The sequence below is a fragment of the Haloechinothrix halophila YIM 93223 genome, from assembly GCF_000504245.1.
In the GTDB taxonomy this organism is placed as follows: Bacteria; Actinomycetota; Actinomycetes; order Mycobacteriales; family Pseudonocardiaceae; genus Haloechinothrix_A; species Haloechinothrix_A halophila.
Genome location: NZ_KI632509.1, coordinates 2005020 through 2024565, shown reverse-complemented (window position 1 = coordinate 2024565; position 19546 = coordinate 2005020). Strand labels below are relative to the sequence as shown.

The following is a 19546-nucleotide window of genomic DNA, read 5'->3' as shown; positions in this document are numbered from 1 at the left end:
GGCGCACCGACAGTCCCGGGACGACGCGCCGCCGCCAGTGCCGTGCGCGACGTTGTGTCGGGGGTGTCTGGCACGCTGCGCGACATGACCGCAACCGTGATCGCGACCGCCGCCGTCGCCATGGCGCTGTTGCTCGCCGCTGGGCTCGCGGTGGTGTGGCGGCTCTACACCGACAGCATGAAGCGGGCCGACGCCTCCGCTCGGTTGCTCGCCGAGGAACGCGCGCGGCTCGACGAGCAGCAGAGTGCGCTGCGCCGCTATGAAGTCGCGTTCTCCTCCATCAGGGGCCGAGGTGAGCTGGGCGAACAGGTGCTCGTCGCGACCGCGCGCGCCCTCGGGTTACGGGAAGGGCTGCATTTCACGTTGCAAACCGACCTCGCTGGCGGTGGCTCGGCCAAACCGGACCTCGTGTTGCACGTCAGCGGCGGCAAATCGGTACCGGTGGACGCCAAGGCGAGCATGGCGGTCTGGGCAGAGGCGGTCGAAACGGACGATCCAGCCGAGCGGACCGACGCGCTGCGGGTGCACGTCCGCAACCTGCGCGCGCGAGCGAGCGAGCTTGCGAGCAAGGGCTACCAGCGCTGGGCCGACGCGATCTACGGCACGGTGATGTTCGTGCCATCGGACGCCGCCGTCGTCGCCGCGATCGACACCGAACCCGAACTGTTGCGCTGGCTGCTCGACCGCAGGGTGTTCCTCTGCGGACCGACCGGCTTCGCCATCGTGGCGTCGGCGGCGTTGTTCGCGGCCAGTGAGCGAACCTTCGCCGACGACATGGAGCGGGTGCGCGCACAAGCGCGCGGGGCACACCGGGCGGCCTCGAACGCCGTCGACGCGGTCAACCTATCCAGCACTCACCTGCAACGTTTCCTGTCGGCCAGACGCAGGGAACTGGACGCGCTTGAGACCTTCCGCACGGCAGTCGATCCCATCTCCGAGGCCTCGGCGAGCGCCTCGACAGTGGCGGAAATCAGGAGAGGCGATGAGATCGCCACCTCCTAGCAGCTAACGTGGTAACCCGTGGCCAGCATCAGCAAGCGCGAGGACGACCTCGCGGACGAGATCGAGTCGGTGCCGTGGGACGAGCGTCCGATCATCGGCACGTCCCAGGGGTTGCCCTGGTGGCAGGCGATCGTGCTCGCCTTCGGCCTCACTCTGTTCGCCGCCGTGGTCGACATCCAGTTCAACGACAAGCCGACCGTTCTGTTCCAGGGTGGGTACTTCGTCGCCTGCATCGCCGCGGTGGCATGGGTTCAGCGCGGCAGCTTGTTCGCACCGATGGTGCAGCCGCCGCTGATCCTGGCGACCATCGTGCCGGGCATCGTGATGTTCAGTTCCGAAGGCGTCGATGGTTCCGGGCTGAAGGACATCCTGCTCGGCTACGGCCTTCCCGTGATCAACGGCTTCCCGACCATGGCGATCACCACGGGTGTCACGCTGGCTACCGGGTTCGCCAGGATGTTCCTGGAGCGCGATCCCGACCGCGCGAAAGACGACGAGGACGACGCGGAAGACGTGCCGCCAGCTGGTCGGCCCCGTCCGCGCGATGAGAAGCCCGCTGGGGCAGGAGCCGCCCCGGCGCGGGGACGGCGTGCCATTCCCGACGAAGACGATCCGGACGAGCCAGCCGAGCGCCCGCTGCTGGACAAGGTCCGTAAGTTCATGCCCGCCCGCGAGTCGGACGATGAGCGGCCCGCGCGCGGCAGCGACCCGGACGGGGAGCGAGCCAGGCGCGGCAGGGAGCCGGTGGAGCCGCCACCCGCGCGACGTGGCGAGCGTCCGGCCGAGCCACCGCCACGCCGAGGCGCGCCGCCCGCGGGGCCGGGCGGTCGTCCTGTTCCCGACGCGCACGGTGCCCGTCCCGGTGCCGCTCCTTCCGGGCCGACGCAGCGCCCGCCGCGCACACCACCGGAACGACGTCCCGAAGGCCCGGGTGCCGGTCCGCCACCGCCCGGCAGGCGCCGCGCACCGAGCGAGCCCGGCCGCAGGCCACCACGCGGTGAGGCTCCCCCACCGCCACCGCGGGGTGACGGCGCGGAGCCACTGCCACGTCGAGGCGCGCCGAAACCACCACCAGGCGGTCCACCAGCCGGAAACCCGCCGCCCGGTGACAAGCCGCCAGCGGGAGGTCCGCCGCCCGGGGGGCAGGCGCCCCGACGCAGGCCAGCGCCGCCACCTGACGAGCAACCACGCCCGCCGCGCAGGCAACCGCCACCACCTGACGAACAGCCACGCCCGCCGCGCAGGCAACCACCACCGCCCCGGCGTCGGCCGTGGGACGACGACCAGGGCTGAGCCCCCGGAGCCGCGCCTGAGCGCCGTCGGCCTGATCCGAGGCGTAGCTCAGTGTTGATCGCACGGCAGCGCGGTCACCAGGCCGTCGACGGCGGGCCAGACAGACGTCCGGTGTCCGCCGCCAGCTCCTCAGCGCACGCTGGAGCGCTCGCGGGCGTCCCGGATCTCGCGCGGCAGCGCGAAGGCGATCTTCTCGTTCGCCGTGGTGACTTCCTCAACGTCGGCCCAGCCGCGCTCCGACAGCCACTCCAGCAGCTCCATGACCAGCACATCTGGCACCGACGCGCCACTGGTGACGCCGACGGTGCTCACGCCGTCGAGCCAGGACTCGTCCACCTCGTTGGCGTAGTCCACCAGGTACGCCTTAGTCGCCCCAGCCTGCAGCGCGACCTCGACCAGCCGCTTGGAGTTGGAGGAGTTCTTCGACCCGACGACGATGACCAGGTCGCATTCTGGCGCCATCTCCTTGACCGCGACCTGTCGGTTCGAGGTCGCGTAACAGATGTCGTCGCTCGGCGGGTCGGCCAGGTTCGGGAACCGCTCCTTGAGCTGGTCAACGCGCTCCATGGTCTCGTCGACGCTGAGCGTGGTCTGCGACAGCCACACCACCTTCTCGGGATCGCGCACCTGCACCTGATCGACGTCCTCGGCGGTGTCGACGAGCTGCACGCGGTCCGGCGCCTCCCCCGAGGTGCCCTCGACCTCCTCGTGGCCTTCGTGGCCGATGAGCAGGATGTCGTAGTCCTCGCGGTCGAAGCGGTTGACCTCCTTGTGCACCTTCGTCACCAGCGGGCAGGTGGCGTCGATGGTGCGCAGATTGCGCTCCTCTGCCTCGGTGTGCACGGCGGGAGAGACACCGTGGGCGGAGAACACCACGAGCGCACCCTCCGGCACCTCGGAGGTCTCCTCGACGAAGATCACGCCCCGCTCGCGCAGTGTGTCGACGACGTGGCGGTTGTGCACGATCTCCTTGCGCACATACACCGGCGGGCCATACTTCTCCAGTGCCTTTTCGACGGTGATCACCGCCCGGTCGACGCCCGCACAGTAGCCGCGCGGTTTGGCGAGCAGCACTCGCTTTGTTGTGGCCTCGCTCGCAGTCATCACAGTCCCATCGCGTGTCGGATGCTCGCTCGACGCCATCAAGGGTACGGGGTATGCGAGGGTGTTCGGGGTCACGCCTGAAGACTGCTTGCAGGTCCGAAGCATCGGAGGCTGGCCACACCTCGCCAGGCGCGGTTGGGTGGTGGCCACCAAGTGAGGGAGACTAAAGCCATGAAGCCACTTCCGCTGCCCATTCGCCTCGCGGCAGGCATCGCCGTGAGTGCCAAAGAACACGCGCGCGACCTGCCGAAGCAGCTCACCGGCCTGCCGGTCACGGTAGCGAGCCAGGTGTTGCAGCTGTCGATGCGCGTGCAGCAGCACGTCACCGAGCTGGCGATCAAGGGGGAGTCCGCACTGTCCGGGCTGCAGCCGGTGGAGGAGACCCCGAGCTGGGCCACCTTCGACGAAGACGTCGACGAGCGCGACGAGCTGTATCCCACCGGGTTCGACGATCCCGACGTGCCGGTGCCCTCGCCACGCGGTCAGCTCAACGGACGTCTTCCCGGCGCGTCGCTGCGGTCCAGCCGGTTCGATACCGCCGACGAGTCCGAGCAGGAAGCCGACCCGTGGTCGCGGGAGGCGGACGCACTCGCCGAGCGAGAAGCGGAGACCGAGCGCGAGGAGGCTGCCGCTCGGGTCAGCCCGCCAAGCTGGTTGCCTGACTACGACTCGCTGAGCTTGCCACAGGTCAGGGCACGGTTGCGTCGGTTCAGCAGGGAACAGCTCGTCGAGCTGCTCGCCTATGAGCGGGCGACGGCGAACCGGCCGTCGTTCACCGGGATGCTGGAACGCCGGATCGACACCGTCAGCCAGCAGGCCGACGAGGGCGGGGCCGGAAAGACCTCGTGACCACCGAGTCCACGGGCACCTCCACCGGCGCCACGACCAGCACCGGCCAGCAGAAGCCCACCGCCGAGTCGCCGTGGCCGGTCCGCACGGTCGCCCGCAAGATCGCCGACTGGATTCACCGGCTCGGTGCGGTCTGGGTGGAAGGCCAGGTCACGCAGATCTCGGCGCGACCGGGCACGCGCACGGCGTTCGTGACGCTGCGCGACCCGTCCGCCGACATCTCCATGACCGTCACCTGTCCGACGAAGCTGCTCAGCGACCTGGAGCAGCCGCTGTCCGACGGCGCGCACATCGTCGTGCACGCGCGGCCGAACTTCTACGTCGGCAGGGGCACCATCAGCCTGCGGGCCAGCGAGATCCGTCCGGTCGGCGTCGGCGAGCTGCTCGCGCGCATCGAACGGCTCCGCAAGCTACTCGCGGCCGAGGGGCTGTTCGCGCCGGAGCGCAAGCGTCCGCTGCCGTTCCTGCCCAGGGGCGTCGGGCTGATCACAGGACGCGCCTCGGCAGCAGAGCACGACGTCCTCGCCAACGCGCACGCCCGCTGGCCCGCCGTCCAGTTCACGGTCATCAACACGGCAGTGCAGGGGGCGTCGGCCGTGCCGCAGATCGTGAAGGCGCTGCGCAAGCTGGACGCCGACCCGGACGTCGACGTCATCGTGCTCGCACGCGGCGGCGGCAGCGTGGAGGACCTGCTGCCGTTCTCCGACGAGACGTTGTGCCGCGCGGTCGCGGCGGCGGGCAAGCCTGTGGTCAGCGCGATCGGGCACGAACCGGACTCGCCGTTGCTTGATCACGTCGCTGACTTGCGGTGCTCCACGCCGACCGACGCGAGCAAACGGATCGTGCCCGACGTCGCCGTCGAGTCGGCGCGGATCGGCGAGTTGCGCGACCGGGCGCGGCGCGCGCTGCGCGGCTGGGTCGACCGGGAACGGGCGTTGCTGGACCAGCTGTGCAGCCGTCCGGTGCTGGCGGACCCGAAACGCCCACTGGAGCGAGACTCCGAGCAAGTGTGGCTGCACGTGGAACGGGCGCGACGGGCCACGTTGACGGTGCTGAACGCCGAGCAGGCGGTGGTGTCGGAGGCGCGGGCGAAACTGACGGCGCTCGGCCCCGCCGCGACGATGGAGCGGGGCTACGCGGTAGTCCAGTTCCGGCGCGATGACGGCTCGCTGGGCGTGCTGCGGTCGGTATCCGACGCCCCCGCCGGCACCGGGCTGCGCATCAGGGTGGGTGACGGCGCGATCCATGCCACGGTGGACGACGACTGACGCGGTAGCGTTGCACCCCGAGACGGCCGGGCTTCACTGAGCGCGGCCGCGAACACCGGCACCGCGCGGTGGCCGGCACGGCGAGAAGGGCGAGGCAGGACTGATCCGTGAGCGCTGAGAACACCGACAAGACCGAGGCGAGCGAACTCGACGGCCTCGGCTACGAGCAGGCGCGTGATCAGCTGATCGAGGTGGTTCGCAGGCTGGAGGCAGGCGGACTCTCGCTGGAGGACTCGCTGGCGCTGTGGGAGCAAGGCGAGACGCTGGCCAGGGTGTGCGAGCGGCACCTGGAAGGCGCGCGGAAGCGCATCGACGACAAGCTCGCCAGCGTGGAAGACACCGCGAACGGCACCGGAGCAGGCGACGCCACCGAGGCGGATGGCGCCGCGCTGGACACCGGCGGCGGCAACGGGACCGCCGGGTAGCATCAGGACGCAGCACATCGTCCACCCCGGAGGCAGCATGACCCGCGTCGGCCAGAGCAACAGCCACACCAAGGAGGCCCCTGACCGCAACCTCGCTATGGAGCTGGTGCGGGTAACCGAGGCGGCCGCGATGGCGGCGGGCCGCTGGGTCGGTAAGGGCGACAAGAACTCGGGCGACGGCGCGGCCGTCGACGCGATGCGGCAGCTGATCAGCACCGTGTCAATGCATGGTGTCGTCGTCATCGGTGAGGGCGAGAAAGACGAAGCGCCCATGCTCTACAACGGCGAGGAAGTCGGCAACGGCGACGGCCCGCACTGCGACGTCGCGGTCGACCCGATCGACGGCACCACGCTGATGAGCAAGGGCATGCCGAACGCGCTCGCGGTGCTCGCGGTCGCTGAGCGCGGCGCGATGTTCGACCCGTCCGCCGTGTTCTACATGGAGAAGATCGCCGTCGGGCCGGAGGCGGCCGACGTCGTCGACATCTCGGCCCCGGTCGCGGAAAACATCCGCAGGGTCGCCAAGGCAAGGCACAGTGACGTCTCCGACGTGACCGTGTGCATCCTGGACCGGCCCCGACACGACAAGCTGGTCTCCGAGGTCCGCGAGGCTGGCGCGCGGATCCGGTTCATCTCGGACGGCGACGTCGCGGGCGCGATCGCGGCCGCCCGTCCCACCACAGGTGTCGACATGCTGCTCGGCATCGGCGGCACGCCGGAAGGCATCATCGCGGCGGCGGCCATGAAGTGCCTCGGCGGCACCCTGCAGGGCAAGCTGTGGCCGAAGGACGACGCCGAGCGCGAGCAAGCACGCGACGCTGGTCACGATCCGGATCGGGTGCTGACCACGGACGACCTGGTGCGCGGCGACAACGTGTTCTTCTGCGCCACCGGCGTCACCGACGGCGACCTGCTGCGCGGCGTGCACTACCGCGCTGGCGGCGCGACGACGCAGTCCATCGTGATGCGTTCGAAGTCGGGCACCGTGCGGATGATCGACGGCTACCACCGGTTGACCAAGCTGCGCTCCTACGCGTCGGTGGACTTCGACGGCTCGCCGGAGACCGGCGAGCGCGCGGTGCCGCCGCTGCCCTGATCACAAGCGCTGTCACTCCATATTGCTGGAGTGCCCTGGGAACAGGTGCGCATCGGGATTGAGCAGCACCGCGATGTTGTTGATCGCGGTGGCTGCCTCGCCGAAGCCGGTGGAGATCAGCTTGACCTTGCCGGGGTAGCCAGCGACGTCGCCCGCCGCGTAGATCCGCTGGCGCGTGGTCGCCATGGTGGTGTCGACGGTGATCTGCCGGTGGTCGACATGGAATCCCCAGGACTCGATCGGCCCGAGGTCGGCGGTGAAACCGAGCGCGGCGACCACGGTCTGCGCTGGCATGACTTCCCGCTCGCCGCCCTTGGTGGTCACCTCGACCTCGGCGAGCCTGCCGTCACCGCGCAACGCCGTGACCTCGGCGTCGGTCACCATACGCACACCGAGATCACTGACCTGCCGCACGATCGCTTGCGCGGCTCGGAACCGCGCCCTGCGGTGCACCAGCGTCACGCTTGCCGCGATCGGGTGAAGCGCAATCACCCAGTCGAACGCCGAGTCGCCGCCGCCGACGACCACGACGTCCTCACCACGGTGCTTGTCCAGCGCGGGAACGAAATGGACGAGGCCGTTGCCGAGCCATTCGTTACCCGCGGGCAGCGGGCGCGGGGTGAACTCGCCGATGCCCGCCGTGATCAGCATCGCGCCCGCGTGCACGTCGGGGCCGTCCTCGATGCCCACGATGAGCTTGTCCTCGCGCTCGTCGAGCGTGGTGGCCTTACAGCCGAGCAGGTAGATCGGATCGGCCTGCTTGGCCTGTTCCACCAGCGCGGACACCAGGTCCCGGCCAAGCACGGCAGGGAACCCGGCGACGTCGAAGATCTGCTTCTCCGGATACATCGCGGTGATCTGCCCGCCCGACTCGGGCAGCGAATCGACGATCGCGACCGACAACCCCCGAAATCCCGCGTAGTACGCGGCGTAGAGGCCCGTCGGCCCGGCCCCGACGATGACGACATCGACGCTGATGTTCTCGCTCGGCGAGTCGGTGTCCGATGATTCGGACCTGCGAGCAGTCCTCATGTCCGATGATTCGGACCTGCGAGCAGTCCTCATGTCCGATGATTCGGACCTGCGAGCAGTCCTCATGATTGCCAGGCTATCCCCTCGCCCGGTGGTATGTCCGCCATCACGGGGCCAGACTCGAACTATGACTGGCCAGGAATTCCGCATCGAACACGACACCATGGGCGAGATCCGCGTCCCCGCTGACGCGCTGTACCGCGCGCAAACGCAACGCGCGGTGGAGAACTTCCCGATCTCCGGACGCGGCTTAGAGCGGGCACAGATCCGCGCGCTTGGCCTGCTCAAAGCGGCGTGCGCGCGGGTCAACGCCCGGCTCGGTGTGCTGGACGCCGACGTCGCTGCCGCCATCGCGTCCGCCGCCGACGAGGTGGCCGCCGGAGAGCATGATGCGCACTTCCCCATCGACGTCTTCCAGACGGGGTCGGGCACCTCATCGAACATGAACGCCAACGAGGTCATCGCCACGCTCGCGTCCCGCGCGCTCGGCACCGACGTGCATCCGAACGACCACGTCAACGCCTCGCAGTCGTCCAACGACACCTTCCCGACGACGATCCGGATCGCCGCGACGGAAGCAGTGCTCACTGATGTGATCCCTGCTCTGGAACACCTCGCCGCGACCATCGAGTCGCGGGCTGCTGAGTGGGACGACCTAGTGAAATCCGGCCGCACGCACCTGATGGACGCGGTGCCGGTGACGTTCGGGCAGGAAGCGGGCGCATGGGCGGCGCAAATCCGGTTCGGCATCGAGCGGCTGCGGACGTGCCTGCCCCGGCTGGGAGAACTGGCCATCGGCGGGACCGCCGTCGGTTCCGGTTTGAACGCCCCGCCTGGGTTCGGGGACGCGGTGGCGTCCGAGCTGGCGTCGGTGACCGGACTGCCGCTGACCGAGGCGCGCGACCACTTCGAGGCCCAAGCCAGCCAGGACGGCGTCGTCGAGGCGTCCGGGCAGCTGCGCACGGTCGCGGTCGCGCTGAACAAGATCGCCAACGACGTCCGGTGGCTCGGCTCCGGCCCGCGCACCGGGCTCGGCGAGCTGACGCTGCCTGACTTGCAGCCAGGCTCGTCGATCATGCCGGGCAAGGTGAACCCGGTCATCTGCGAGGCGACGCTGCAGGTCGTGGCGCAGGTGATCGGCAACGACGCGGCGGTGGCGTTCGCCGGGTCGCAGGGCAACTTCCAGCTCAACGTGAACCTGCCGGTCATCGCCCGCAATGTGCTGGAGTCCGCGCGGCTGCTGGCGGCGGTGTCGCGGCTGCTGGCGGACAAGGTGTTCGCCGGGCTTGCCGTGAACACCGAACGCGCCCGCACGCTGGCGGAAGGCTCGCCGTCGATCGTGACGCCGCTGAACCGCTACATCGGCTACGAGGAGGCGGCCGCCGTGGCGAAGCAGGCGCTGGCGGAGGGCCGCAGCATAAGGGAGGTCGTCGTCGCCCGAGGTCACGTCGCGGATGGCAAGCTCACCGAAGCCGAGCTCGACAACGCGCTCGACCTGCTCCGCATGGCCCGTGGGAACCGGGGGTAGCACACCTGAACACGGCAGCGTGCCGGTGGGACACGGCATCATGGGCGCATGTTGCTTGCGGACGTCGTCGCGGCGTCAGGACGGCTGGCGGCCACCCGCTCCCGCAAAGCGAAGATCGCGGTGCTGGCCGACGTGCTGCGCGCGGCGGTACCTGGGGAGCGGGCGGTCGCCGTCGCGTTTCTGACCGGACAGCCGCTGCAGGGCAGGCTCGGCACCGGGTGGCGCACGCTGGTCGGGCTGGACGTCGAGCCGGCCCCGGAACCGGGCCTCACGCTGTCCCACGTCGACGCGGCGCTGAGCGAACTCGCCGCGACCACCGGCGCCGGCTCGGCGGCACGGCGCACCGACGTCCTCACGGCCCTGCTCAGCAAGGCCACCGAGCAGGAACAAACGTTCCTGTTCCAGCTCATCACCGGAGAGCTCCGCCAGGGCGCGCTGGAAGGCCTCATGGTCGACGGGATCGCGGCCGCGGCCGAGGTCAGCGGCGACGCGGTGCGGCGCGCGTTCATGCTCTCCGGCAGGCTGCCCGCGACGGCAGAAGCCGCGATGACCGGCGGCTCAGCAGCACTGACGGAGTTCAGACTCGAACTGGGCAGGCCGATCCGGCCCATGCTCGCCTCTCCTGCCGAGTCACTCACCGATGCGCTCGCACAGCTCGGCCCCGCCGTTGTCGAGTACAAGATGGACGGCGCGCGAATCCAGGTGCATCGCGACGGCGACGACGTCAGGGTGTGGACCCGCACGCTGCGCGACATCACCGAGTACGTCGGCGAACTAGTCGACGTCGTGCGAGCGATGCCGTGCCGGACGGTGGTGCTCGACGGCGAAACGCTGGCGCTCACCGACGACGGCAAACCACGCCCATTCCAGCAAACGCAGGCGCGATTCGGCGCGACGCGGGAGGAGCAGGTGCGCGCGCTGCTGCTGCGGCCGTACTTCTTCGACTGCCTGCACCTCGACGGCCGCGATTTGCTGGACGAACCGCTGCGGCACCGCCGCGAGGCCCTGCACCGGGTGGCCGGCGAGCACGTCATACCGGGCGTGCTTGATCCGGCCGACCCGGAACGGCTGCTGGCCGACGCGCTCGACGCGGGCCACGAAGGCGTGATGGCCAAGGACCTGGACACGCCGTACGCCGCGGGCAGGCGCGGCAGCGCGTGGCTCAAGGTCAAGCCGGTGCACACCATCGACCTGGTCATCCTCGGCGCGGAATGGGGCCACGGCAGGCGCACTGGAACGCTGTCGAATCTGCATCTCGGCGCGCGTGCCCCCGATGGCGGCGAGCCGATCATGGTCGGCAAGACGTTCAAGGGGCTCACTGACGAGCTGCTGGCCTGGCAAACCGCGGAGTTCCAGCGCATCGAGACCAGGCGCACCCGCTCCACGGTCTACGTCCGGCCCGAACTGGTCGTGGAGATCGAGCTGGACGGCGTGCAGACATCGACCCGCTACCCCGGTGGGGTGGCGCTGCGGTTCGCGCGGGTGCTGCGGTACCGCCCGGACAAGGATCCCGCCGAAGCCGACTCCATCGACGCGGTCCGCGCCCTGCTGCGATAGCAGCCTCCCGTGCGGTCCGCTACCCGGACGACGTAGCGTGGTGCCGTGCAGTTCTTGAACGGACAAACCCCCAGGCATGACCTGACCTACGACGAGGTGTTCCTCGTCCCGTCCGAGTCGGCGATGGAGTCGCGCTTCGACGTCGACCTCGCCACCGTGGACGGCACCGGCGGGACGATCCCCATCGTCGTGGCGAACATGACCGCGGTCGCGGGCAAGCGCATGGCCGAGACGGTCGCCCGCAGGGGCGGTCTCGTCATGCTGCCGCAGGACGTCGACCCGAGCGCGGTCGCGGACATCGTGAGCTGGGTCAAGCATCGCGACACCCGCTGGGACACCCCGCTGGTGCTCACCGAGAACGACGCCGTCGTCGACGCCGTCAACCTGGCGGGCAAGCGCGCGCACGGCGCGGTCGTCATCGCCGATGCCGATGGCCGTCCGACCGGCATCGTCCGCGACGAGGCGTGCTACGGCGTGGACCGGTTCACCCGGCTGGCTGACGTTGCCGAGCCGCCGCCGGTAGTGGTTCCACTGGACACCCCGCCGCGCGAGGTCTTCGACCACCTGCACGCCCACGGCAGCCCACTCGCCATCGGCGTGGACGCCGACGGCCGGATGGCCGGCGTACTGACCCCGGTATCAGCGCTGCGCACGGAGCTGTACACCCCTGCGGTCGACGGGAACGGCGCGCTGCGGATCGGCGCGGCCATTGGTGTGAACGGCGACGTCGCGGCCAAGGCGCGAGCACTGCTTGACGCTGGCATCGACGCCCTCGTCGTCGACACCGCGCACGGGCATCAGGAGAAGATGCTCGCCGCTCTCAAGGCCGTCCGGTCGGTGGAGCCGCACGTGCCGGTGGTGGCGGGCAATGTCGTCACCGCACAGGGCACCAGGGACCTGATCAACGCGGGCGCGGACGTCGTCAAGGTCGGCGTCGGGCCAGGTGCGATGTGCACCACCCGCATGATGACCGGCGTCGGCAGGCCGCAGTTCTCCGCCGTGGCCGAGTGCGTCGAGGCTGCCCGCGAGCTTGGCGGGCACGTCTGGGCTGACGGCGGCGTGCGTCACCCGCGCGACGTCGCGCTGGCCCTGGCGGCAGGGGCGTCGGCGGTGATGGTCGGGTCCTGGTTCGCTGGCACCTACGAGTCACCCGGCGACCTGCACTACGACGAGCACGGCAAGCCGTACAAGGAGTCGTTCGGCATGGCGTCCAAGCGGGCGGTCAGCGCGCGGACACGCACCGAGTCGGCGTTCGACCGGGCACGCAAGGCGCTCTTCGAGGAGGGCATCTCGACGTCACGGATGGCGCTTGACCCGGTGCGACCCAGCGTGGAAGACCTGCTGGACTCGATCTGCTCCGGCGTGCGGTCCGCGTGCACGTACGCGGGCGCACGGTCACTGCCGGAGTTCCACGACCGCGCGGTCGTGGGCGTGCAGTCCATGGCGGGCTACGCAGAAGGCCGCCCGCTGCCGTCCGGCTGGTGACGCCCGGGGGCGTGCGCCGAGACGCACGCCCCCACCACGACGACTACCCGTGATCCTCCAGCAGTTCCGTCACCAGCGCCGCGATCGGTGACCGCTCCGAGCGGGACAGCGTCAGGTGCGCGAACAACGGGTTGCCCTTGAGCTTCTCGATCACCGCCGAGACGCCGTCGTGGCGGCCCACCCGCAGGTTGTCGCGCTGCGCGACGTCGTGGGTGAGCACAACGCGCGAGGCCGTCCCCAGCCGGGACAACACGGTGAGCAGCACGTTGCGCTCCAGCGATTGCGCCTCGTCGACGATCACGAACGAGTCGTGCAGCGACCGCCCCCTGATGTGGGTCAGCGGCAACACCTCGAGCATGCCCCGGTCGAAGACCTCGTCCAGGACCTCCTGGCTGACCAGCGCACCGAGGACGTCGAACACCGCCTGCGCCCAGGGCTGCATCTTCTCGTTCTCGGACCCGGGCAGGTAGCCGAGTTCCTGCCCGCCGACGGCGTAGACCGGCCGGAACACCACGACCTTGCGGTGCTGGCGACGTTCCAGCACCGACTCGAGCCCCGCGCACAGCGCCAGTGCCGACTTGCCGGTCCCGGCACGCCCGCCGAGGGAGATGATGCCGACGTCCGGGTCGAGCAGCAGGTCAAGCGCGATCCGCTGCTCCGCCGACCTGCCGTGCAGGCCGAACGCCTCCCGGTCGCCGCGCACCAACTGCACGCGCTTGTCGGCGTTGACCCTGCCGAGCGCGCTCGACGTCCCGGCGAGCAGCCGCAGCCCGGTGTGGCACGGCCATTCCGCGACGTCGGACCTGCCGAAGTCAGCCGGATCGAAACTGCCGGTGGCGAACAGCGCGTCGATGGCCTCTTGCGGCACGTCGACGTCACCCATACCCGTCCATCCGGACGGGACGACCTCCTGCGCCCGGTATTCGTCCGCGGTGAGCCCGACCGCACCCGCCTTGACCCGCAGCGGGATGTCCTTGGTCACCAGCGTGACGTCGCCGCGCTCCGCGCCCAGGTTCAGCGCGCAGGCCAGGATGCGGTGATCGTTGCTGTCGGTGCGGAAACCGGCAGGCAGCACGGTCGGATCGGAATGGTTCAGCTCCACCTGGAGCGTGCCGCCCGACTCGCCGATCGACACCGGCTGGTCGAGGCGGCCGTGGGTGAGCCGCAGGTCATCGAGTAACCGCAGCGCTTCCCGCGCGAACCACCCCAGTTCCGGGTGGTGACGCTTGCCTTCCAACTCACTGATCACCACGAGCGGCAGCACGACAGCGTGCTCGGCGAATCGGGTGATAGCCCACGGGTCGGACAACAAGACGGACGTGTCAAGCACGAAAATTTTGTCCGAAGCCGCTGTGGGGGGTGAGTCGGACGGGGCCTCGAATCCTGCGGTGCGACCACCCGAGCGGGTGATGGCCTTGCGGGACGCACGCTGCTCAGTCACGGCTTCTCCCTTGGGACGCGACACCACGCCCCTATCTCGCGTTGGCCGGGCACCGCCCTTTGGTGGTTCGTCGCCTGACGCCCAGGTCAGGCGCTATCCCCACAAGGGCCGGGTGCCGGCCCCCGCTTCAGTCTCGTGAGCGGGATCTCCGCTCCACCAACGTCAGCCATGACCAGGGCCTCCCGGGACGGTCCGGTACACAGATCGAGCCGTCACTTCGGAAGTTACCGAAAACACGCGTGATCGCCCAGGCTGCCACACAGGTGATTCGGTGAATTGCAACCTAACCGTCGGTTGCGAGTGACCTACCGAAGGTAGTCGGCAGCGCTGTACTCAGGATCCGAACCGGCGTTGCCGCCATGCGAAATCACGCAAAGCACGCAAAAAGTCCACACGTCGGAATGCGGGCCAATACGTATCAGTGAAGTAAAACTCCGAGTGCGCCGACTGCCACAGCAGGAAACCGGACAGCCGCTGCTCCCCCGACGTGCGAATGATCAGGTCGGGATCGGGCTGGCCCGAGGTGTAGAGGTGCTCGGAGATGTGATCGACGTCGAGGATCTTGGCGAGCTCGGTGATCGTGGTGCCCTCGCTGGCGTGGTGTTGCAGCAGCCTGCGCACCGCGTTGGCGATTTCCTGCCTGCCGCCGTAACCGACGGCGACGTTGACCTCCATGCCGTCGCGGCCAGCTGTGCGCCCAGCGGCCTCCGACAGCCGGGTGCCGACCTTCTCCGGCAAGGTCTCCAAGGCGCCGACGATGCGCAGCCGCCAGTGCTCGTTGGGCTCGGCGAGTTCGTCGACGACGTCGGCGATGATCTCAAGCAGCGGGCCGACCTCGTCCGGGTCGCGGTTGAGGTTGTCGGTCGAGAGCAGGAACAACGTCACGACCTCGACGCCGGCTTCCTCGCTCCAGCTCAGCAGCTGCTCGATCTTGCGCGCGCCGACGAGATGGCCATGGCTGACATCGGTGAACCCGGCCTCGCGCGCCCATCTGCGATTGCCGTCGAGCAGCACTGCGATGTGACGCGGCGTCCTGCCCTGGCGTTGCTGGATCAGCCGACGCCCGTAGGCACCGTAGACGATGTTCGACAGGTACGAACGAAGACTCACAGCGGCAGCCTACGCAATCGCGTGATGCTACGTGACGCCCACTACCAGCCGCTGAATATGGCCACATTGTCACGTAATCTGGCCTCGTGAGCGCTGCGACGGAATCCAACTCATCGGTGCTGGATCACCTACACGCCGCGGAAGCTCGACCCAGACTGCGCGGCCACATCCACTTCTGGTCGTTCTTCATCACGCTCGCCGCGGGCGCGACACTGATCTCGCTCGCCGCATCGACGGTATCCGGGCTCGCCGCGGTGGCGACGTCCATCTACGTCGCGACGGTGCTGGGCATGTTCGGGGTGAGCGCGCTCTACCACCGCCGCACCTGGACCAACCGCCGCGTCTACACCTGGATGAAGCGGCTGGACCACTCGATGATCTTCGTGTTCATCGCGGGCACCTACACGCCGTTCACGCTGCTGGCGATGTCGCGGACGACGGGCTGGATCGTATTCGGCGTCGTCTGGGGCGGCGCGGTCGCCGGGGTGATGCTGAAGCTGTTCTGGCCCACCGCGCCACGCTGGCTCGGTGTGCCGATCTACATCGCCCTCGGCTGGGTCGCGGTGTTCGTGCTCCCGGAGATACTGGCTAACGCCGGGGTGACGGCGCTGGTGCTGTTGCTGGTCGGCGGGCTGCTCTACACCCTCGGCGGCATCTGCTACGCCGCGAGCTGGCCCAGGCTGCGGCCCGAAGTGTTCGGCTATCACGAGGTCTTCCACGCGTTCACCGCCGTCGCGGCGCTGGCACACTACATCGCGATCTGGTTCACGCTGTACGCGTAGTTGCGAAGCGCGCGCCAGCCCGACTGCGGAACTCCGGCAGCCCTGCGCACCCCAGCGCACCGACTTAGACTCCGCACCATGGACGTCAGTGCGCAGCGTGTCCTCCCGGCCAAGCCGAGCGACGTCGCCGCCTACGCGATGGACTGGCGGCACGACCATGAGTGGACGCAGAGCATCACCAACGCCGAGCTGACCACCGAGGCAGCGTACGGCGGGTTCGGTGTCGGTGCCGAGATCACCCGGACCGCGTACTTTCTGCGCAAACGCATCGACTATGTGCTGCGCGTCGACGAGCACGAGCCGCCGCATCTACTCGACATGAAATCGGTGCGTGGGCCATTCCCCATGCACGTAACCTACCGGTTCGACGACCATCCCGACGGCACGCTGGCTCAGATCCGGGTGCGCGGCAATGCGAGCGGCTTCTACCGAATCGCTGGCCCGCTGCTCGGCCCGATGGTGCGGGCCAACTTGCGCAAGGACCTCCGCAACCTGGAAGGCGCGCTGACCTGACGCCCGGGAAGTCAGCCACGCAATGCCGAACGTCTGGCCGCCAAGAACGCACGCTCCGCCGCGTTGCCGGTACGGTTCGGCGGGAACAGCCCGCCAGCGAACACCCATGCGCCCACCTCGGGTGATGCCTCCCGGTGAGGCCGGTGAGGCCTTGTCACCCTCTACACGAACCGTCCCCTACGGATTCGACATGATGCCGCGAGAAATTTCCTGACGTTAGTTAGTCGTCAAGATCGGGTCCCTTGGCACGGAGGTCGTTGACCGTGCTCATGGCCTCACGGAGCTCGGCCAGCCACGACTCGGTGTGCTCCCCGACCAGCCGCACGCACCACGCGAGCGCTTCCGAGCGGGATCGGGCGACGCCCGCGTCAACCAGCGTGTCCAACACTTGGCGTTCCGGCTGCCGTAGCCGGGTCATGACCGGAGCGGAGTGGGTGGTGAACAGCTCCTCGGTGTCCCCGATCCGGGCACCCCAGGCGACCTTGCGCCGGTAGCGGTGTTCGGCCTGGCGAGCGATCTCCACTCTGGTGTCGCGGGTGTCCTCGCGGAACCGCGCGATCCGGCCGGACTCCGCCGCGGCACGCTCGGCGTCGTCCGCGAAGGTCTCTGGCAGAGGCGGTAGTTCGCCGACCACGAGGATTTCCTCCCGGTCGACGGTGACACGCGGCGTCCCGGTGAACCAGTCGTCGGGCAACCTGCCCGCGAACCACGCCCCCGCGTCGTCGGCTGGCGGCACATCGGCCTGCGCCCAGCCGCCCCTGCCCTTCCAGCCGCGTCCCATGCGTCCCTCCGCCGTGAAGTGTGCGTACATGGCCAGCTCCAGCCTTGGATTACACCATTACATCGATATTCACGCTACGCCTCGGGCGCGGGAACGGCGATGGAGTTCTCCGACAGCGGACACGGCGACGTAACCACGGATACAGCGTCGGGAGTGCGGGACACGGCGTCGGGAACGCAGGACACGGCGTCGGGAGTGCAGGACACGGCGTCGGGAGTGCAGGACACGATGCGTGCCCCGCCGTACCCGGCCTTAACGCAGCGCCGTGGCCAGTTCCTCTGACGACGTGGCTGGGCGGTCGCAGACGTAGCCACGGCAGACGTAGGCTGCCGCGTCGCCGTCGACCAGCGGGCGGTCGGCCAGCAGCGGCACACCGTCAGCATCCGGTGGACCAGCCAGCACCACCGCGCCACCGTGCGCGGCACCCGCCGCGACGTCGCGCAGCAGGGCGCGCTGGGCGTCGTCCGAGCCGACCACGGCGACCTGCACCGGGCCGGACCACGCTGCCTCCGCCACCGCCAGCCAGGTGCCCGCGAACCGAGGCGCGCGGCCGATCAGCGTCCCGTTGCGGTTGAGCATGCGCTCAACCTCGTCGCGGTAGCGGCCCGCGACGTCCGGCCCGGCGAGCGCGGAGGCCGTGAGCAGCGCCGACGCCAACGCGGACGCGCCGGACGGGCTGGCGTTGTCGCCGGGGTCGGAGGGACGGTGCACCAATGTCTCGGCGTCGTCCGCGGTATCGAAGTAGGACCCTGGTGTCTCCGGGTCGGCGAAGTGCGCCAGCGCGAAGTCCAGCAACGCGGTCGCCTCGGTGAGCCAGGAGGGCTCACCGGTCGCCTGGTGCAGCGCCAGCAGCCCCTCGGCCACGCAGGAATAGTCACCGAGCACCCCGGCCGCATCGCCCACCGTGGCATCACGGGAAGCCCTGCGCAGCCTGCCGTCGATGAGATGGACGTCGAGCAGGTACCGCGCGGCCCGCTCAGCGGCCTCGATCCACTCCGGGTGGCCCAGCGCCGTCCCCGCCTCGGCGAGCGCGGTGATCATCAGGCCGTTCCACTCCGCGAGCACCTTGTCGTCGCGGGCGGGCTGCGGGCGCTCGGCACGTGCCGCGAACAGCCGCTGCTTCACGCTCGCCAGCCGCTGCGGGTCGCCCGGTTCGGTGCGCAGCTGCAACGTCGACGTCCCGTGCTCGAACGTGCCCTCATCGGTGACGCCGAAGACCTCGGCCGCCCAGGCGCCGTCGTCCTCACCGAGCACCTCGGTGAGCTGCTGCGGCGTCCACACGTAGGTCAGCCCCTCGACGCCGTCGGTGTCGGCGTCCAGCGACGCGGTGAAAGCGCTCTCCGAGGTCGTCATGTCGCGCAGCAGGAACTCCGCCGTCTCCTCCGCGACCCGCCTTGCCAGCGCGGAGCCGGTGCGACGGGCGAGATGCGCGTACGCGCGCAACAGCAGCGCATTGTCGTAGAGCATCTTCTCGAAGTGCGGCACCACCCAGTTGGCGTCGACCGAGTACCGCGAGAACCCGCCACCGAGCTGGTCGTAGATGCCGCCGCGGGCCATCGCGTCCGCGCAGGACTCCACCATGGCGAGCGCGTCGGCCGACCCGGTGCGCTCATGGTGCCGAAGCAGGAACTCCAGCACCATGGACGGCGGGAACTTGGGCGCGCTGCCGAACCCGCCGGTGGCGTCGTCGAACTGCGAGCGCAACGTCGCCACCGCGCCGTCGAGCGTCTCTTCGGTGACCTCGGACCCTGACAGGGGACGGATCTGCTCAGCCAGGTGCGCGACGAGCTTACTTCCTGCCTCGCGGACCTCGTCGGGTTTCTGACGCCAGGTCTGCGCGACGGCGTCGAGCACCTGCGGAAACGATGGCATGCCCATGCGCGGCGTTGGCGGGAAGTAGGTGCCGCAGTGGAACGGCTCGCCGTCCGGGGTGAGGAAGCAGGTCATCGGCCAGCCGCCCTGGCCGGTCATCGCCTGCAACGCGGTCATGTAGACGGCGTCGAGATCGGGGCGCTCCTCGCGATCGACCTTGATGTTGACGAAGTTCTCGTTCATCACGGCGGCGATCTCGGGGTCCTCGAACGACTCGTGCGCCATGACGTGACACCAGTGGCAGGCCGCATAGCCGATGGACAGCAGGATCGGCACGTCTCTGCGCTTGGCCTCCGCCAGCGCCTCAGCCGACCAGGGCCACCAGTCGACCGGGTTGTCGGCGTGCTGGAGCAGGTACGGACTCGATGCGCTGCCTAGGCGGTTCATATCACCAGGGTGGCAGAAACA

17 protein-coding genes are annotated in these 19546 nt (G+C 69.5%); 11 read left to right on the top strand and 6 right to left on the bottom strand.

What is annotated here, in order from left to right; translation table 11 throughout:
- Positions 1-84 precede the first annotated feature (84 nt).
- Complete coding sequence (locus AMYHA_RS09170; protein WP_034276496.1) at positions 85-1002, top strand: DNA recombination protein RmuC; 918 nt, start codon at positions 85-87, stop codon at positions 1000-1002.
- An 18-nt stretch (positions 1003-1020) separates the two neighbouring features.
- Complete coding sequence (locus AMYHA_RS09165) at positions 1021-2295, top strand: DUF6542 domain-containing protein (RefSeq protein ID WP_034270003.1); 1275 nt, start codon at positions 1021-1023, stop codon at positions 2293-2295.
- Between the two features lie 129 nt (positions 2296-2424).
- Here AMYHA_RS09165 and AMYHA_RS09160 read toward each other — a convergent pair whose 3' ends face one another.
- Complete coding sequence (locus AMYHA_RS09160; protein ID WP_157361972.1) at positions 2425-3399, bottom strand: 4-hydroxy-3-methylbut-2-enyl diphosphate reductase; 975 nt, start codon at positions 3397-3399, stop codon at positions 2425-2427.
- A gap of 171 nt (positions 3400-3570) precedes the next feature.
- Between AMYHA_RS09160 and AMYHA_RS09155 the strand changes: the two genes are divergently transcribed.
- The 4 genes from AMYHA_RS09155 to glpX all read left to right on the top strand — a co-directional run bounded on the left by AMYHA_RS09155 (position 3571) and on the right by glpX (position 7037).
- Positions 3571-4248, top strand: coding sequence for a lipid droplet-associated protein (locus tag AMYHA_RS09155; RefSeq protein ID WP_034269997.1), 678 nt, complete (start codon positions 3571-3573; stop codon positions 4246-4248).
- Positions 4245-5516 carry an exodeoxyribonuclease VII large subunit gene (xseA, locus tag AMYHA_RS09150; protein WP_034269995.1) on the top strand — a complete coding sequence of 424 codons (1272 nt, stop codon included), beginning with the start codon at positions 4245-4247 and terminating at the stop codon, positions 5514-5516. Before AMYHA_RS09155 ends, xseA begins: the two co-directional genes overlap by 4 nt.
- A gap of 107 nt (positions 5517-5623) precedes the next feature.
- A complete protein-coding gene (locus AMYHA_RS09145) occupies positions 5624-5941 on the top strand; it encodes an exodeoxyribonuclease VII small subunit (RefSeq protein WP_051399705.1) in 318 nt (105 codons plus the stop codon).
- A gap of 37 nt (positions 5942-5978) precedes the next feature.
- The gene (gene glpX, locus AMYHA_RS09140; protein WP_034276491.1) at positions 5979-7037 is read left to right on the top strand and encodes a class II fructose-bisphosphatase; all 1059 of its coding nucleotides are present in this window, start codon (positions 5979-5981) and stop codon (positions 7035-7037) included.
- 12 nt (positions 7038-7049) lie between these two features.
- On the opposite strand, the gene AMYHA_RS09135 is transcribed toward glpX, so the two are convergent.
- Positions 7050-8069 (bottom strand): NAD(P)/FAD-dependent oxidoreductase, encoded by a 1020-nt coding sequence (locus tag AMYHA_RS09135; protein ID WP_051399704.1) that lies wholly within the window; start codon positions 8067-8069, stop codon positions 7050-7052.
- A 127-nt stretch (positions 8070-8196) separates the two neighbouring features.
- Between AMYHA_RS09135 and AMYHA_RS09130 the strand changes: the two genes are divergently transcribed.
- Genes AMYHA_RS09130 through guaB1 form a run of 3 tightly spaced genes read left to right on the top strand, consistent with a single transcriptional unit; the run spans position 8197 to position 12639 of the window.
- Complete coding sequence (locus AMYHA_RS09130; RefSeq protein WP_034269992.1) at positions 8197-9597, top strand: class II fumarate hydratase; 1401 nt, start codon at positions 8197-8199, stop codon at positions 9595-9597.
- A gap of 48 nt (positions 9598-9645) precedes the next feature.
- Positions 9646-11154 (top strand): ATP-dependent DNA ligase, encoded by a 1509-nt coding sequence (locus AMYHA_RS09125; protein ID WP_034269989.1) that lies wholly within the window; start codon positions 9646-9648, stop codon positions 11152-11154.
- Between the two features lie 45 nt (positions 11155-11199).
- Positions 11200-12639, top strand: a complete 1440-nt coding sequence (guaB1, locus tag AMYHA_RS09120) for a GMP reductase (RefSeq protein ID WP_034269987.1) — start codon at positions 11200-11202, stop codon at positions 12637-12639.
- 43 nt (positions 12640-12682) lie between these two features.
- Here guaB1 and AMYHA_RS09115 read toward each other — a convergent pair whose 3' ends face one another.
- Both AMYHA_RS09115 and AMYHA_RS09110 read right to left on the bottom strand, forming a co-directional pair.
- The gene (locus tag AMYHA_RS09115) at positions 12683-13975 is read right to left on the bottom strand and encodes a PhoH family protein (RefSeq protein WP_034276488.1); all 1293 of its coding nucleotides are present in this window, start codon (positions 13973-13975) and stop codon (positions 12683-12685) included.
- Between the two features lie 438 nt (positions 13976-14413).
- Positions 14414-15190, bottom strand: a complete 777-nt coding sequence (locus AMYHA_RS09110) for an isoprenyl transferase (protein ID WP_034269984.1) — start codon at positions 15188-15190, stop codon at positions 14414-14416.
- Between the two features lie 86 nt (positions 15191-15276).
- Between AMYHA_RS09110 and trhA the strand changes: the two genes are divergently transcribed.
- Both trhA and AMYHA_RS09100 read left to right on the top strand, forming a co-directional pair.
- Positions 15277-15972 (top strand): PAQR family membrane homeostasis protein TrhA, encoded by a 696-nt coding sequence (gene trhA / locus AMYHA_RS09105; RefSeq protein ID WP_084036996.1) that lies wholly within the window; start codon positions 15277-15279, stop codon positions 15970-15972.
- 78 nt (positions 15973-16050) lie between these two features.
- Positions 16051-16485, top strand: coding sequence for an SRPBCC family protein (locus tag AMYHA_RS09100; protein ID WP_034269981.1), 435 nt, complete (start codon positions 16051-16053; stop codon positions 16483-16485).
- A 220-nt stretch (positions 16486-16705) separates the two neighbouring features.
- Here the strand turns inward: AMYHA_RS09100 and AMYHA_RS09095 are convergent, their stop codons facing one another.
- Together AMYHA_RS09095 and AMYHA_RS09090 are read right to left on the bottom strand one after the other, a co-directional pair.
- Positions 16706-17266, bottom strand: a complete 561-nt coding sequence (locus AMYHA_RS09095) for a hypothetical protein (RefSeq protein WP_034276482.1) — start codon at positions 17264-17266, stop codon at positions 16706-16708.
- Between the two features lie 252 nt (positions 17267-17518).
- A complete protein-coding gene (locus tag AMYHA_RS09090) occupies positions 17519-19525 on the bottom strand; it encodes a thioredoxin domain-containing protein (protein ID WP_034269978.1) in 2007 nt (668 codons plus the stop codon).
- Positions 19526-19546 lie beyond the last annotated feature (21 nt).

Coding starts and splice junctions, on each gene's coding strand:
- AMYHA_RS09100 (WP_034269981.1), top strand. CDS start 16,051: ATGGACGTCAGTGCGCAGCGTGTCCTCCCGGCCAAGCCGAGCGACGTC.
- AMYHA_RS09095 (WP_034276482.1), bottom strand. CDS start 17,266: ATGGGACGCGGCTGGAAGGGCAGGGGCGGCTGGGCGCAGGCCGATGTG.
- AMYHA_RS09135 (WP_051399704.1), bottom strand. CDS start 8,069: ATGAGGACTGCTCGCAGGTCCGAATCATCGGACACCGACTCGCCGAGC.
- AMYHA_RS09160 (WP_157361972.1), bottom strand. CDS start 3,399: ATGACTGCGAGCGAGGCCACAACAAAGCGAGTGCTGCTCGCCAAACCG.
- AMYHA_RS09155 (WP_034269997.1), top strand. CDS start 3,571: ATGAAGCCACTTCCGCTGCCCATTCGCCTCGCGGCAGGCATCGCCGTG.
- AMYHA_RS09170 (WP_034276496.1), top strand. CDS start 85: ATGACCGCAACCGTGATCGCGACCGCCGCCGTCGCCATGGCGCTGTTG.
- glpX (WP_034276491.1), top strand. CDS start 5,979: ATGACCCGCGTCGGCCAGAGCAACAGCCACACCAAGGAGGCCCCTGAC.
- AMYHA_RS09130 (WP_034269992.1), top strand. CDS start 8,197: ATGACTGGCCAGGAATTCCGCATCGAACACGACACCATGGGCGAGATC.
- AMYHA_RS09125 (WP_034269989.1), top strand. CDS start 9,646: ATGTTGCTTGCGGACGTCGTCGCGGCGTCAGGACGGCTGGCGGCCACC.
- AMYHA_RS09090 (WP_034269978.1), bottom strand. CDS start 19,525: ATGAACCGCCTAGGCAGCGCATCGAGTCCGTACCTGCTCCAGCACGCC.